This window comes from Pseudonocardia lutea (assembly GCF_042658055.1).
In the GTDB taxonomy this organism is placed as follows: domain Bacteria; phylum Actinomycetota; class Actinomycetes; order Mycobacteriales; family Pseudonocardiaceae; genus Pseudonocardia; species Pseudonocardia lutea.
Genome location: NZ_JBHSQK010000070.1, coordinates 21,089 through 34,398, shown reverse-complemented (window position 1 = coordinate 34,398; position 13,310 = coordinate 21,089). Strand labels below are relative to the sequence as shown.

The window sequence follows — 13,310 nt, the reverse complement described above, 5'->3', positions numbered from 1 at the left end:
TTTGCGGAGGCCGGTCATAGGGTCTTGTGCGCATCTCCCCATGTGACGACGGTGTCCCAGGAGGAACACGAAGTGCAGACCCGCGGAGCAGTCATCCGGCAGGCGCCGGGCAAGTACGAGGTCGTGGACCTCGAGGTCGACGACCCGCAGAGCGGCGAGATCCAGGTCCAGATGGTCGCGTCCGGCATGTGCCACTCCGACGACCACATCGCCACCGGCGACATCCCGGTCGGCGTCTACCCGTTCGCCGGCGGCCACGAGGGCGCCGGCATCGTGACCAAGGTCGGTCCGGGCACCCGGGGCTTCAAGGAGGGCGACCACGTCGTCTTCTCGTTCCTGCCCGGCTGCGGCCGCTGCCGCTGGTGCGCGAGCGGCCAGCAGAACCTGTGCGACCTGGGCTCGACCCTGCTGCAGGGCTCGCGCTGGGACGACCCCGAGAGCTTCCGGCTCCACCTCGACGGCCAGCCCGTCGGCCAGATGTGCGGCATCTCGACCTTCTGCGAGACCACCACGGTGGCGGTCGAGTCGGCGGTGAAGGTCCCCGAGGACATCCCGCTCGACAAGGCCTGCCTGGTGGGCTGCGGGGTCGGCACCGGCTGGGGCTCGGCGGTCAACTCCGCCGAGGTCAAGCCCGGTGACACGGTGATCGTCATGGGCATCGGCGGCATCGGGATCAACGCCGTGCAGGGCGCGAAGCACGCCGGCGCGTCGAACATCATCGCGGTGGACCCGGTGGCCTTCAAGCGCGAGAAGGCCCAGGAGCTCGGCGCCACGCACGCGGTCGACTCGATGGACGAGGCCAGCGAGCTCGCCAAGCAGTTCACCAACGGGCAGGGCGCCGACTCGGCGATCGTGACCGTCGGCGTGACCAAGCCGGAGCACGTCGCGCAGGCCTTCGCCGCGATCCGCAAGGCCGGCACCGCGGTCGTCACCGGCCTGGGCGACCTGCAGGAGGTCGGCGTCCCGATTGCGATCTCCGAGCTCACGCTGTTCCAGAAGCGCCTGCAGGGCTCGCTGTTCGGTGCCTCGGCGCCGAGCTTCGGCATCCTGCGCCAGCTGGAGATGTACCAGCAGGGGCACCTCAAGCTCGACGAGCTGATCACCAAGACCTACTCGCTCGACGAGGTCCAGCAGGGCTACCAGGACATGCACGACGGCAAGAACATCCGCGGCGTGATCGTCTACTGACGCCTCACCCGCCGCGGGCCTCCAGCCGTTCGCGCACCTCCCCGGGCAGCAGCTCGCGCAGCTGCTCGGGGAGGAGCGGGAGGTCCAGCAGGCTCAGCTTGACCCGGCTGCGCCGGGCGTGCACGTCCGGATCCAGCCGGACCACGCGCCCGGCCGCGGTCTGCACGGTGATCTCCACCCGGTCGCCGGGCCCCACCTCGCCCTGCCCGATCCCGTCGGCCTCCAGGGCGAGCGCCCCGCACCGCGGGTTGAGCTCCAGCCGCAGCGTGTCCGCCTCGGACAGCACCAGCGGCCGCGAGATCCCCGACATCGGCGCCGACGGGGTGACCACGATCCCGCCCACGGAGGGCGACACCAGCGGGCCGCCCGCCGCGTAGCTGTACGCCGAGGAGCCGGCCGGGGTCGCGACGACCAGGGCGTCGCACCGGTAGTAGCCGTACCGCAGGCCGCTCACGGCCAGCGAGGCGTCGACGGTCCCGCGCCCGGGGTGCCGGGCCAGCGCGAGGTCGTTGAACGCCACCGCCCGCCGCTCGCCCGCGGTGATCCGCAGCGCGCTGTGCGGCTCCTCCACGAAGTCCCCGGCGAGCAGCCGGGCCAGCGCGCGATCCAGCTCGGAGGGGTGCACCTCGACGAGGAAGCCCAGGTTGCCCAGGTGCACGCCGAGCACCGGGACGGGGCGGTCGGCGACCAGGCGCAGCGCGCCGAGCATCGTGCCGTCCCCGCCCAGGCTGATCACCCCGTCGGCCTCGGCGGCGAGCTCGCCCGTGCCGACCGGGACCGCCCCCGACACGCGCCGCGCGTCGGGGGCACGCACGAGCACCTCGACGCCCCGCACCGAGGCGAGCTCGACGACGCGTTCGGCGACCTCCGTGACGTCGTTGCGGGGATGCAGGACCAGGGCCACGCGGGCCACGCCGGGGGAGCCGTCCACGTGGTCCAGTCTGCCGGTCCGTGATCACGGGTGCACACTGCTCGGCTGTGCACGCCACCGACCTGCTCTCCGGCACCCCGCTGATCGACGGCCACAACGACCTGCCGTGGGCCCTGCGCACCCTCGGCGACCCCGAGCCCGACCTGGCCGGGGGCGAGCCGCGGTTGCACACCGACCTCGCGCGGCTGCGCGCCGGGAAGGTGGGCGGCCAGTTCTGGTCGGTCTACGTGCCCTGCTCGTTCACCGGCGACGCGGCCGTGCGCGCGGTCGTCGAGCAGGTGGAGCGGGTCCACCGGCTGGCCGACACCTATCCGGCGGACCTGCGGGTGGTCACCACGGCCGACGAGGTGGAGGCCGCCGTCGCGGACGGCTACGTCGCCTCCCTGCTCGGGGCCGAGGGCGGGCACAGCATCGGCGGGTCGCTGCAGGTCCTGCGCGCGTTGCGCCGCTCCGGGGTCCGGTACATGACGTTGACGCACAACCTGAACACCGAATGGGCGGACTCGGCGACGGACGAGCCGGTGCACGGCGGGCTCACCGACTTCGGCCGGGCGGTCGTCGCGGAGATGAACCGGATCGGCATGATCGTCGACCTCTCGCACGTCGCCGCCACCACCATGCGCGCGGCCCTCGGGACCACCACCGCGCCGGTGCTGTTCACGCACTCGTCGGCCCGCGCGGTCACCGACCACCCGCGCAACGTGCCCGACGACGTCCTGGAGTCGTTGCGCGCCAACGGTGGCGTCTGCATGGTGACCTTCGTCCCGCGGTTCGTCTCGCGCGCGGTGGCCGAGTGGGACGCCCGGCTCGCCGACGCGATGGCCGCGGCCGGGCAGGACCATCGGGACCTGCGGGCGCGCGAGGCCTTCGCCGCGAGCTGGGACGGTCCGCCGCCGCCCGGGGCGACGCTCGACGACGTCGTGGCCCACCTCGAGCACGTGCGCGAGGTCGCCGGGATCGACCACATCGGGATCGGCGGCGACTACGACGGCGTGGCCGAGCTGCCCGCCGGCCTGGAGGACGTGAGCGCCTACCCGCGGCTGTTCGACGCCCTGCTCGCCCGCGGCTGGAGCGCGGCCGACTGCGGGAGGCTGGCGGGCCGCAACGTGCTGCGGGTGCTCCGCGCGGTCGACGAGGTCGCCGGGTCGTCGGGCGGGTGATCAGCCGCGCAGGGAGGGGCGCAGGTCCTCGGGGGTGACCCCGTCCGTGCTGCCCGCCCGCTCGATCCGCCCGGCGAGCGCGAAGCCGTGGTCCTGCAGGCCACGCAGGTTCAGGCCCGCAGGTGGGTCGCCGACCCAGCGGGCGATGCCGTCCGACGCCCGTTCCAGCAGCGAGACGGCGCCGCGGGCGTTGCCGCGCTGGGCGTGCGTGAGCCCGGCGCCGTACTGGGCGAGCGCCCGCCACAGGTCGCGCGTGTCCGGGTCCGAGGACTTCCACGCCGCCTCCAGGACCTCGTGCGCCTGGAACGGCAGCCCCTCGTCCAGCAGCCGCTGGGCCTCGGTGACGGTCTCCTCGGGGGTCAGGTCGAGGTCGTCGGGCACCTGCGGCACGCCGGGGGTGCCGTAGGGGAGGGGCCGCCCGGCGGCGTCGCGGGGGCGCGCGTTGCGGGCGCGGCCCGCCTCGTCTCGATCACGGACCCGTCGAACCCTCACGCCGAAACCCTGCCACACCGCCCCCGCGCGCTCACGTCTCGAGCGGGCGCAGCTCCTGGTCGAACCCGTCGAGGAAGCCCCGCCACGACGCGACGGGCGTGGCCGGGCGCACCACGAACTTCGTCAGCCCCGCGTCGACGTACTCGCGGATCCGGTCGCGCGCCTCGGCCCACCCGTGCGCCACGACCTTCTGCGGGTCCACGTCCGGGCGCCGGTCCAGCGACGCCGCGAGGGCCGCGTCGACCTGCGCGGTCGTGGCCTCGGGCGGCACCACGGCGAGGTTGGTGCCGTAGTGGTCCTCCTCGATCTCCCGGCCCGCGGCCGCGGCCGACCGCTCGATCGTCTCCCGGCACCCGGCGGCCTCGGCCGGGGTGACGAAGCTGCCCAGCCAGCCGTCGGCGAGCCGGCCGATGCGGTCCAGGCCGACGGGGGCGCGGCCGCCGAGCCACAGGTCGAGCCGGCCGGGCGGGCGTGGCCCGATCGTCGCGTCGTCGAGGTGGAAGTACTCGCCGTGATGCGTGACCCGTTCCTCGGCCAGCAGCCGGCGGACGACGACGAGCGCCTCCTCGAACACCGCCGCCCGCTTCCCGTCGGGCACCGGGTAGAGCTGCCGCTCCCGCGGGCGGGCCGGGCGGACGCCGAACGCGGGCAGGATCCGCTTGGGCGCCAACGCCGCCAGCGAGGCCAGCTGGGCCGCGACCAGCGCGGGGTTGCGACCCGGCAGCACGAGCACACCGGTGCCGACCTTGAGCGAGCGCGTCCGGCCGACGGCGAACGCCATGCCGGTCAGCGCGTCGACCGAGTCGGTGCCGACCAGGTCGGGCAGCCACAGCGAGTCGATCCCGCGGGCCTCCAGCTCGTCGACCAGCTCCGCGAACCCGCCGACCTCACCCGTGCCGTTCCCGACGGGCAACGACCCGATCCCGATCCTGACCTTCACGGGAGACGACGCTAGGTGCCCGTCCGCCCGGTTGTCGATCGGCCGGTGGGACGGGACACCCTCAGGCCGGACCCGGGCGGGAGGGTTCGGCCGGAGGGGGTTGCGGTGCAGGCGCGTCCGGTGCGGGGGTCGAGTCGGCCGGGGTCGGCTCGGCCGGCTCGGGCGTCGCGGATCCGGCGTCCTCGGCCCGCAGCTCCGCCTTGAGGATGCGCGCGGACCGGCCCAGGCTCCGGGCGGCGTCGGGCAGCTTGCGCGCCCCGAACAGCAGCACGAACACCGCGACCACGATCAGCCAGTGCCAGAGGCTCAGCTCACCCATCGTTCCGTCCCTCCGTCGTCGCGCGACGCGTGCAGTGTGCGCCTGCCTGGAATCGCACTCCACAGCGGGTGCACGAAATTCAGCGGAGCCCTCGGAATTGCGTCCGAATTGCGGATGATCGTCCCGAAGAGGTGTTTCACGACGCCGTTGGGCTCACCGGCGGCCGACGGTCCGTGCTGGTAGAAGTGCACCCGTGGGTCTCGCGTGGGGTGTGCGACGGCTGGCGGTGCTGGTCGTCGTGGCCGGTGTCCTGGTCGCCGGAATGCTGTTCCCGTTCGCCGGCGGAATCGGACTGCTGGCGGACGCGGTGAGCGATTCCGCGGTGGGCACGAACGCGGATCTGGAGGCGGGCGTGCTCCCCGCGGTGACCAGGGTCCAGGACGCGACGGGCAGGACCGTGGCGTCGCTGTACGACCAGTACCGCGTGCCGGTCGAGAGCGACGCGATCTCCCCCGCGATGAAGGCGGCGATCGTCGCGATCGAGGACCGGCGCTTCTACGAGCACGGCGGGTTCGACCCGATCGGCGCGGCCCGCGCGCTCGTCAACAACTCCCACGGCGGTGCGACGCAGGGCGCGTCGACGCTCACCGAGCAGTACGTGAAGAACTACGACCTCTACGTCGCCGCGCGGACGGACGCCGAGCGGCAGGCCGCGGTCGCGCCCAGCTACGCGCGCAAGCTCAAGGAGGCCGAGCTCGCGGTCAGCCTCGACCACGAGCTGTCCAAGGACGAGATCCTCACGCGCTACCTGAACCTCGTCTACTTCGGACACGGGGCGTACGGGGTGCAGGCCGCGGCGCAGGCGTACTTCGGGGTCGACGCCGCGGCGCTCACGGTGCCGCAGGCCGCGCTGCTGGCCGGCATGGTGCAGAGCCCGGCCGAGTACGACCCCGTCGCCCACCCGGACGGCGCCACCGGCCGGCGCAACGTCGTCATCGAGGCGCTGCGCCAGCAGGGGGCGATCAGCCAGGAGCAGGCCGCGCAGGCCGCCGCCGCGCCGCTGGGCGTGGTGCCGGACCCGTCGATCCCGGCCGAGGGCTGCATCGGCGCGGGCGACGCGGGCTACTTCTGCGACTACGTGCTCGCGTACCTCGACCGGTCCGGCTTCGCGACGGACCGGCTCGCAGGCGGCGGCTACACGATCAGGACCAGCCTGGACCCGGACGCGCTGGCCAAGACCAAGGCGGCGATCGACGGGCAGGTGCCGCCGACCCAACCGCACGTCGCGGACGTCGTGGCCGTGGTCCGGCCCGGTGCGGACGCGCACCAGGTCGTCGCCCTGGCGGCCAACCGCACCTTCGGCAACAGGAAGGGCGAGTCCAGCTACGGGCTGCCGTACGAGCCGGAGAACATGGGGGCCGGGTCCGTCTACAAGATCTTCACGGCGGCGACGGCGATGGAGCAGCACCTGGTCGGGATCGACACGGTGATCCCGGTGCCGCCCAGCGGGTACACGTCGCCGATCTACCGGAACGGGGCGGGGCGGCCGATCCCGGTGGGCAACGCGGGCAGCTACCGCACGGCCCTGACCCTGCAGGACGCGCTGGCGGAGTCGCCGAACACGGCGTTCGTGAAGCTGGAGGAGAGCACCGGGATCGCGCCGGTGGTCGACATGGCGGTCCGGCTCGGGCTGACCTCGCTGGCCGAGACGCCCTACAGCGGGAAGCCGGGCACCGCCTCGATCGCGGACGTGATGAAGCAGCAGAACCAGGCGTCGTTCACGCTGGGCGTCACGCCGACCAGCGCGCTGGAGCTGGCCAACGTGCAGGCCACCCTGGCGAGCCACGGCACCTGGTGCCCGCCCTCGCCGCTGCAGTCGGTCACCGACCGGACGGGCGCCCCGGTGTCGGTCACCCAGGCCGCCTGCCGGCAGGCGCTCGACCCCGCGATCGCCGACACGCTGATGACCGGCCTGTCCAAGGACGACGCCACGGGGGGCACCTCGGCCGCCGCCGCCGGGCAGACGGGCTGGAACCGGCCGATCGCGGCCAAGACCGGAACCACGCAGGAGTACAAGTCCGCGGCCTTCGTCGGCGCGACGCCCCAGCTCGCCGGGGCCGCCATCGTGTTCGACGACTCCAGCTCGCCCAGGCCGATCTGCGACGGCACCCCGCCGCGGAGCTGCTCGGGCGGCAACATCTACGGCGGCAAGGCCCCCGCCCGCACCTTCTACCGTGCCTTCGGCGACATCCTCGCCGGTCAGCCGGTGGTGCCGCTCCCGCCCACCGACCCCCGCTACCTCACCGGCACCATCCCGTCCGTGCAGGTCGCCGCCCCGGAGCCCGACCAGGGCCAGGGCGAGACCGCCCCCGACGACACCGGCCACAACCCCGATCACCACGACCCGGGCGGCAACGGCTGACCCGCGGGTCGCGAGCTCCGGCACCGCGAGTCGGCAGTTCCGGTCGACCGAGTTGCACTTCTCGGGACCTCCCGGAAGGTGCAACTCGGTGTCCTCGGACCGCCGACTCGCGGGGACTCAGCGGGGGCCGAGGGTCTCCGTCAGCGCCCGGTCCAGGTCCGCGATCAGGTCCCGCGCGTCCTCGAGCCCGACCGAGAAGCGCAGGTGGCCCCACCGGCGGAACTCCTCGGGGTAGGCGCCGGCGCGCTCGTCGTCGCCCGAGACGTGCACGATCAGCGACTCGTCGTGCCCGAGGGACACCGCGGAGGTGATCACCTCCAGGTTCGCGACGAACCGGTTCTGGACGTCCGCGTCGCCGCGGACCGCGAAGGCGAGCATCCCGCCGAAGCCGCTCATCGTGCGCGCCGCGAGCGCGTGCTGTGGGTGGTCCGGCAGCCCCGGATAGGCGACGTAGGCCACGCGCGGATCCGCCTGCAGGAACTCCGCGACCGCCTGCGCGCTCGCGCAGTGCTGGCGCATCCGCAGCGGGAGGGTCACCGACCCGCGCATGATCAGCCAGGCGTTGAACGGGCTGATCGCGCCGCCGACGTTGACCATCGCGTCGGCCCGGATCCGGTCCGTGAGGGCGCGGTCGCCGATCACCGCGCCGCCCATCGCGTCGCCGTGGCCGTTGAGGTACTTGGTCAGCGAGTGCACGACGAGATCGGCACCGAGCGCGAGCGGGCGCTGCAGGACCGGCGTGGCGAAGGTCGCGTCGACGCTGAGCAGGGCGCCCGCCTCGTGCGCGATCCGCGCGACGGCCGCGACGTCCGTGATCCGGGTGGTCGGGTTGGCCGGGGTCTCGACGTGCACCAGCCGCGTCTCGGGCCGGATCGCGGCGCGCACCGCCTCGGGGTCCGAGGAGTCGACGAGGGTGGCCGTGATCCCGTACTTCTCCGGCAGCAGCTCGGTCAGCAGCCGGTACACGGCCACGTACGTGACGTCCGAGGAGACGACGTGGTCCCCGCTGCGCAGGAACGTGAAGAGGACCGCGTGCACGGCCGCGACCCCGCTGGCCAGAGCGACCGCGTCGACGTCACCGCGCTCGCCGGCCGTCTCGAGCAGGGCGAGCTTGTCCTCGAGCCAACCCTGGTTGGCGCCGCCGTTGCGGGTGTAGAGGGGTGTGCCGAACTCCGACCAGCTCAGCGTGGAGGGGTCGTCCGGCAGCGCGTAGGAGTTGGCCATGACGACCGGGCGGCGGATCGCGCCGGTGCCGGGATCCACGTCGTTGCCGGCATGGACGCTGAGGGTCTGCAGAGGGAGCCGTTCCACGGCGGCATTCTGACCGCCGCGCCCGCGGCTACCGGTTCGGGGACCAGTGGGGGTCGCGACCGGCGTGGCCGAGGACGCGGTGGAAGACCGGAGCACCCTCGCCGACCGGCACCGCGGGCCCGAACAGGCCGTCGACCGCCTCGCCCTGGGCGAACGACGAACAGAACTCCAGGCACGCCGCCGCGCTCGCAGCGTCCACCGAGAAGCGTTGACGGGTGGCGCGGGCCAGGTCCCAGCCGTGAACGACGATCTCGTCGAGCGCGACGACGCCGTGCACGTGGGCGGGCAGCACGACGCCGCCGGCCTCGGTCTCGCCCTCCCACGCCGCCGGCTCGCGCCACGCGGCGACCAGCGCGGCCAGCCGGTCCGGCAGCTCGGTGCGCCAGTCGGGGTCGAGGTGCGCGGCCGACGGGACGGGCGCGCCGCCGGTGGGGGTCTTGTGCGCCGCGTCGGTGAAGGCCTTCGCCAGCCCCACCAGGTGGTCGAGCAGGGCGGCCACGGTGAAGTCCGGGCAGGGCGTCGGGTCGGTCAGCTGCTCGGCGCGGATACCCGGGAGCAGCGCGGCCAGCCGGCGGGCGGCGGGCTCAAGGTCGAGGGTCGGGACGGTGCGGGCGGTCGCGGTGGTCACGGGTCCTCCTCGGTCGGCTCGTACCCCTACGACCGGGGCGGTGCGCGGAACTCATCGGCGGCGAGTGGAATTCGACACCCGGTAGAAGTTCGCGCTCGTCGGTCGGGCACCATGGAGACGACCCGCCGATCCGGACGAACCAGACTTGGAGTGCGATGAGCACCAGCACCGAGGCCGCCGCCACCCCCGCCGTCACCGGTATCGGCCGGCTCTTCCGCGCGGTCGCGATCGCCGAGGCCTGCTCCTGGGTGGGCCTGCTGATCGGCATGTTCTTCAAGTACGTGATGGTGCAGGACGAGATCGGCGTGAAGATCTTCGGCCCGATCCACGGCGCCCTGTTCGTGCTCTACCTGCTCGTGACGCTCCTCGCCGCGCGCCGCCTGCGCTGGAACGCCGGCACCCTGGTCCTGGCGCTGGTCTCCAGCGTCCCGCCGCTCATGACCGTCTGGTTCGAGCGCCGCGCCGCCCGGCAGGGCAGGCTCCGGGTCTCCTGATCGTCGGGAGTGGAACGGAATCCGCGCACAGCGCGGACTTCGTTCCGGACGCGACGATCACGTGCCCTGCCCCGCCCCCTCGCTGACGGGGGACAGAGGGCCCGTGTACCCTGCGGAATGCGACCACCCCGTCGCGCGTTCTACCGCGCGTCAGGGCGATCAAGTGGAGCCCCGCTCCCACCCGTTCACCGCTCGACAGGTGTCCGGGTCCCGGTCGGCGGTCCGCCTCGGCGCGGGCCGCTCTGATCGACGGGTCTTTGCTTGTCGTCGCAGGACATGACGGCACAACGAGGAGACCCCATCAGCACAGAGACACGCATCAACGACCGCATCCGCGTTCCCGAGGTCCGGCTCGTCGGCCCGAACGGCGAGCAGGTCGGCATCGTGCGTATCGAGGACGCCCTGCGGCTGGCGCAGGAGGCCGAGCTCGACCTCGTCGAGGTCGCGGCCCAGGCCCGCCCGCCCGTCTGCAAGCTCATGGACTACGGCAAGTTCAAGTACGAGAGCGCGCAGAAGGCCCGGGAGTCCCGGCGGAACCAGCAGCTCACGGTGATCAAGGAGCAGAAGCTCCGGCCGAAGATCGACACCCACGACTACGAGACCAAGAAGCGCAACGTCGTGCGCTTCCTCGAGGGTGGCAACAAGGTCAAGGTCACCATCATGTTCCGCGGTCGTGAGCAGAGCCGGCCCGAGCTGGGCTACCGGCTGCTGCAGCGGCTCGCCGAGGACGTGCAGGAGCTCGGGACCGTCGAGGCCGCCCCGAAGCAGGACGGCCGCAACATGACGATGGTGCTCGCTCCGACCAAGAAGCCGGTCAAGCGCCCGGCGGCCCAGCAGGCCCCGGCCGAGGCCGAGCCCCAGGCCTGAGTCTGCAGCAAGCGGCACGAACCTCCCGGCCCCGGCCGGGAGGTCCCCCACGGTGCGTCCCCGGGCGCACCGCGACACCGAACGGATCAGCCATGCCCAAGAACAAGACGCACAAGGGAACGGCCAAGCGGGTCAAGGTGACCGGCAGCGGCAAGCTCCTGCGCCAGCAGGCCGGCCTGCGCCACCGGCTCGAGGTCAAGTCGAGCAAGGAGACCCGGGACCTCTCCGGCGTCGTCCCGGTGAACAAGGCCGACGTCAAGCGCGTCAAGAAGCTGCTCGGCCGCTGAGCCTCACCGCACCCACCCGCTGAACCGGCCCGCCCAGCTCCGGGGCCGGCCACCCGAGAGACAGGACAGACCCATGGCACGCGTGAAGCGCGCGGTGAACGCCCAGAAGAAGCGCCGGACGATCCTCGAGGCGTCGAGCGGCTACCGCGGTCAGCGGTCCCGGCTGTACCGCAAGGCCAAGGAGCAGCAGCTCCACTCGATGACCTACGCCTACCGGGACCGTCGCGCCAAGAAGGGCGACTTCCGGCAGCTGTGGATCACCCGCATCAACGCCGCGGCCCGCGCCAACGGCATGACCTACAACCGCTTCGTCCAGGGGCTCAAGGCCGCGGGCGTCGAGGTGGACCGCAAGAACCTGTCGGAGCTCGCGATCAGCGACCCGACCGCGTTCGCCGCCCTGGTCGAGGTCGCCAAGGCCAACGTCCCGGCCCAGGCGCCGCAGAACGAGAGCGCCGCCTGACCGAGCACATGCTCGGAACGGAACGCTCCCCGCGCGTCGTGGCAGCCCGCAAGCTGCTGCGGCGCGCGGGCCGTGAGAAGGCCGGGCGCTTCCTCGTCGAGGGCGCCCAGGCCGTCCGCGAGGCCGTCACCGGAGAGGTCCGGGTGCACGAGCTCTTCGCGACCCCGCTCGCCGTCGAGCGCAACGCCGACATCGTCGGCATCGCCGAGGGCCAGGGCATCCCGGTCACGACCGTGAGCGACCGGGTCGCCGAGATCCTCTCCGACACGGTCACCCCGCAGGGCCTGGTGGCCGTCTGCGACCTGATCGACGTCCCCGTCGCCGAGGCGCTGGCCGGCTCCCCGCAGCTCGTGGCCGTCCTCGCCGGCGTCTCCGAGCCCGGCAACGCCGGCACCGTCCTGCGCGCCGCGGACGCCGCGGGGGCCGACGCCGTGCTGCTGGCCGGGGACAGCGTGGACCCGCACAACGGCAAGGCCGTGCGCGCCTCCACCGGCAGCGTCTTCCACCTCCCGGTCGCCCGGGACCGGGACACCCCGCGGGTGCTCGGGTCCTGCCGGGCCGCCGGGCTCACCCTGCTCGCGGCCGACGGGCACGGCGAGCTGGACCTGCACTCCCCGGAGGCCGCGGAGGTCCTCGGCGGCCGGGTGGCATGGATATTCGGTGGCGAGGCACACGGCGTGCCGGAGACCGTGCTGGAGGCCGCCGACCATCGGGTCCGGGTCCCGCTCTACGGCCGCGCCGAGAGCCTCAACCTGGCCGCCGCCGCGGCGGTCTGCCTGTACGCGAGCGCCGCGCACCGGCGTTCTAGGATCACCGACCGTGCATGAGGGAAGCCGATGACCGAGAACCTGCTCGACGCCGCGTCGCTGAGCGCCGCCGTCAAGGCCGCGGTCGAGGCGTTCGACGCCGCCGGTGACCTCGACGCGCTGGCCGCGGCCAAGCCCGCGCACCTCGGCGACAAGGCCCCCGTGCTGCTGGCCCGCCGCTCCCTCGGCAGCCTGCCCGGCCCCGAGCGGGCCGAGGCCGGCAAGCGCGTCAACGCCGCCCGCCAGGAGGTCCAGGCCGCGTTCGACGCCCGCCGCGAGGTGCTCCTCGCCGAGCGGGACGCGCGGGTGCTGGCCGAGGAGTCCGTCGACGTCACCCTGCCCTGGGACCGGCACCCCCGCGGCGCCCGGCACCCGATCACCCAGATCGCCGAGCGGATCGCGGACGTGTTCGTCGCGATGGGCTACGAGGTCGCCGAGGGCCCCGAGGTCGAGTCCTCCTGGCTGAACTTCGACGCGCTGAACTTCGGCAAGGACCACCCGGCGCGCACCATGCAGGACACCTTCTACCTCGGCGAGGGGCAGGACATGGTCCTGCGCACCCACACCTCGCCGGTGCAGGTCCGGGCCCTGCTGCAGCGCGAGCTGCCGGTGTACGTCGTCTGCCCCGGCCGGACCTTCCGCACGGACGAGCTCGACGCCACCCACACCCCGGTCTTCCACCAGGTCGAGGGCCTGGCGGTGGACGAGGGCATCACGATGGCGCACCTGAAGGGCACGCTCGACGCGTTCGCCCGCGCCATGTTCGGCGAGGAGTCCACCACCCGGCTGCGGCCCTCCTTCTTCCCGTTCACGGAGCCGTCGGCCGAGGTCGACGTCTGGTTCCCGGAGAAGAAGGGCGGCGCCGGCTGGGTCGAGTGGGGCGGCTGCGGCATGGTCAACCCCAACGTGCTGCGCGCCTGCGGCGTCGACCCGGAGGTCTACTCCGGCTTCGCCTTCGGCATGGGCCTGGAGCGCACCCTGCAGTTCCGCAACGGCCTGCCCGACATGCGGGACATGGTCGAGGGCGACGTCCGCTTCAGCCGCGCGTTCGGTATCTGAGGAGTA

15 protein-coding genes are annotated in these 13,310 nt (G+C 73.4%); 9 read left to right on the top strand and 6 right to left on the bottom strand.

Features of this window, described 5'->3' with window-relative positions:
• Positions 1-72: 72 nt before the first annotated feature.
• Positions 73-1,188: an NDMA-dependent alcohol dehydrogenase gene (locus ACFQH9_RS24285; protein ID WP_379569295.1), complete on the top strand. Its 1,116-nt coding sequence runs from the start codon at positions 73-75 to the stop codon at positions 1,186-1,188.
• A 4-nt stretch (positions 1,189-1,192) separates the two neighbouring features.
• Here ACFQH9_RS24285 and ACFQH9_RS24280 read toward each other — a convergent pair whose 3' ends face one another.
• On the bottom strand, positions 1,193-2,119 hold the full coding sequence (locus ACFQH9_RS24280) for an NAD(+)/NADH kinase (protein WP_379569293.1): 927 nt from the start codon (positions 2,117-2,119) through the stop codon (positions 1,193-1,195).
• Positions 2,120-2,166: 47 nt separating this feature from the next.
• Here ACFQH9_RS24280 and ACFQH9_RS24275 point away from each other — a divergent pair, with 47 nt between their 5' ends.
• The gene (locus ACFQH9_RS24275) at positions 2,167-3,279 is read left to right on the top strand and encodes a dipeptidase (protein ID WP_379569291.1); all 1,113 of its coding nucleotides are present in this window, start codon (positions 2,167-2,169) and stop codon (positions 3,277-3,279) included.
• On the opposite strand, the gene ACFQH9_RS24270 is transcribed toward ACFQH9_RS24275, so the two are convergent.
• The 3 genes from ACFQH9_RS24270 to tatA form a co-directional block, all read right to left on the bottom strand.
• Entirely contained in the window at positions 3,280-3,771 is a 492-nt protein-coding gene (locus tag ACFQH9_RS24270) for a DUF309 domain-containing protein (RefSeq protein WP_379569289.1), read from the bottom strand.
• A 31-nt stretch (positions 3,772-3,802) separates the two neighbouring features.
• Positions 3,803-4,711: a TIGR03854 family LLM class F420-dependent oxidoreductase gene (locus ACFQH9_RS24265; RefSeq protein WP_379569287.1), complete on the bottom strand. Its 909-nt coding sequence runs from the start codon at positions 4,709-4,711 to the stop codon at positions 3,803-3,805.
• A 61-nt stretch (positions 4,712-4,772) separates the two neighbouring features.
• Complete coding sequence (gene tatA / locus ACFQH9_RS24260) at positions 4,773-5,030, bottom strand: Sec-independent protein translocase subunit TatA (RefSeq protein ID WP_379569285.1); 258 nt, start codon at positions 5,028-5,030, stop codon at positions 4,773-4,775.
• A 193-nt stretch (positions 5,031-5,223) separates the two neighbouring features.
• On the opposite strand from tatA, the gene ACFQH9_RS24255 reads away from it, so the two are divergent.
• Positions 5,224-7,392 carry a transglycosylase domain-containing protein gene (locus ACFQH9_RS24255; protein WP_379569283.1) on the top strand — a complete coding sequence of 723 codons (2,169 nt, stop codon included), beginning with the start codon at positions 5,224-5,226 and terminating at the stop codon, positions 7,390-7,392.
• A 117-nt stretch (positions 7,393-7,509) separates the two neighbouring features.
• Here the strand turns inward: ACFQH9_RS24255 and ACFQH9_RS24250 are convergent, their stop codons facing one another.
• Together ACFQH9_RS24250 and ACFQH9_RS24245 are read right to left on the bottom strand one after the other, a co-directional pair.
• Positions 7,510-8,703 (bottom strand): trans-sulfuration enzyme family protein, encoded by a 1,194-nt coding sequence (locus ACFQH9_RS24250; RefSeq protein WP_379569281.1) that lies wholly within the window; start codon positions 8,701-8,703, stop codon positions 7,510-7,512.
• A gap of 28 nt (positions 8,704-8,731) precedes the next feature.
• The gene (locus ACFQH9_RS24245) at positions 8,732-9,331 is read right to left on the bottom strand and encodes a TIGR03086 family metal-binding protein (protein WP_379569279.1); all 600 of its coding nucleotides are present in this window, start codon (positions 9,329-9,331) and stop codon (positions 8,732-8,734) included.
• Between the two features lie 155 nt (positions 9,332-9,486).
• Here ACFQH9_RS24245 and ACFQH9_RS24240 point away from each other — a divergent pair, with 155 nt between their 5' ends.
• From ACFQH9_RS24240 to pheS, 6 genes are all read left to right on the top strand, one after another.
• Complete coding sequence (locus ACFQH9_RS24240; RefSeq protein WP_379569277.1) at positions 9,487-9,825, top strand: DUF3817 domain-containing protein; 339 nt, start codon at positions 9,487-9,489, stop codon at positions 9,823-9,825.
• A 276-nt stretch (positions 9,826-10,101) separates the two neighbouring features.
• Positions 10,102-10,692, top strand: a complete 591-nt coding sequence (gene infC, locus ACFQH9_RS24235; RefSeq protein ID WP_379569275.1) for a translation initiation factor IF-3 — start codon at positions 10,102-10,104, stop codon at positions 10,690-10,692.
• A 92-nt stretch (positions 10,693-10,784) separates the two neighbouring features.
• Positions 10,785-10,979 carry a 50S ribosomal protein L35 gene (gene rpmI, locus ACFQH9_RS24230; RefSeq protein WP_232872832.1) on the top strand — a complete coding sequence of 65 codons (195 nt, stop codon included), beginning with the start codon at positions 10,785-10,787 and terminating at the stop codon, positions 10,977-10,979.
• Between the two features lie 73 nt (positions 10,980-11,052).
• Positions 11,053-11,439, top strand: coding sequence for a 50S ribosomal protein L20 (gene rplT / locus ACFQH9_RS24225; protein ID WP_379569272.1), 387 nt, complete (start codon positions 11,053-11,055; stop codon positions 11,437-11,439).
• 8 nt (positions 11,440-11,447) lie between these two features.
• Entirely contained in the window at positions 11,448-12,266 is an 819-nt protein-coding gene (locus tag ACFQH9_RS24220; RefSeq protein WP_379569270.1) for a TrmH family RNA methyltransferase, read from the top strand.
• A 9-nt stretch (positions 12,267-12,275) separates the two neighbouring features.
• Positions 12,276-13,304 (top strand): phenylalanine--tRNA ligase subunit alpha, encoded by a 1,029-nt coding sequence (gene pheS / locus ACFQH9_RS24215; RefSeq protein WP_379569268.1) that lies wholly within the window; start codon positions 12,276-12,278, stop codon positions 13,302-13,304.
• Positions 13,305-13,310: the final 6 nt, after the last annotated feature.

What these genes read in the sequence shown, in the direction of transcription:
- tatA (WP_379569285.1), bottom strand. Translation starts at nt 5,030, where the DNA reads ATGGGTGAGCTGAGCCTCTGGCACTGGCTGATCGTGGTCGCGGTGTTC.
- ACFQH9_RS24240 (WP_379569277.1), top strand. Translation starts at nt 9,487, where the DNA reads ATGAGCACCAGCACCGAGGCCGCCGCCACCCCCGCCGTCACCGGTATC.
- infC (WP_379569275.1), top strand. Translation starts at nt 10,102, where the DNA reads ATGACGGCACAACGAGGAGACCCCATCAGCACAGAGACACGCATCAAC.
- rpmI (WP_232872832.1), top strand. Translation starts at nt 10,785, where the DNA reads ATGCCCAAGAACAAGACGCACAAGGGAACGGCCAAGCGGGTCAAGGTG.
- rplT (WP_379569272.1), top strand. Translation starts at nt 11,053, where the DNA reads ATGGCACGCGTGAAGCGCGCGGTGAACGCCCAGAAGAAGCGCCGGACG.
- ACFQH9_RS24220 (WP_379569270.1), top strand. Translation starts at nt 11,448, where the DNA reads ATGCTCGGAACGGAACGCTCCCCGCGCGTCGTGGCAGCCCGCAAGCTG.
- pheS (WP_379569268.1), top strand. Translation starts at nt 12,276, where the DNA reads ATGACCGAGAACCTGCTCGACGCCGCGTCGCTGAGCGCCGCCGTCAAG.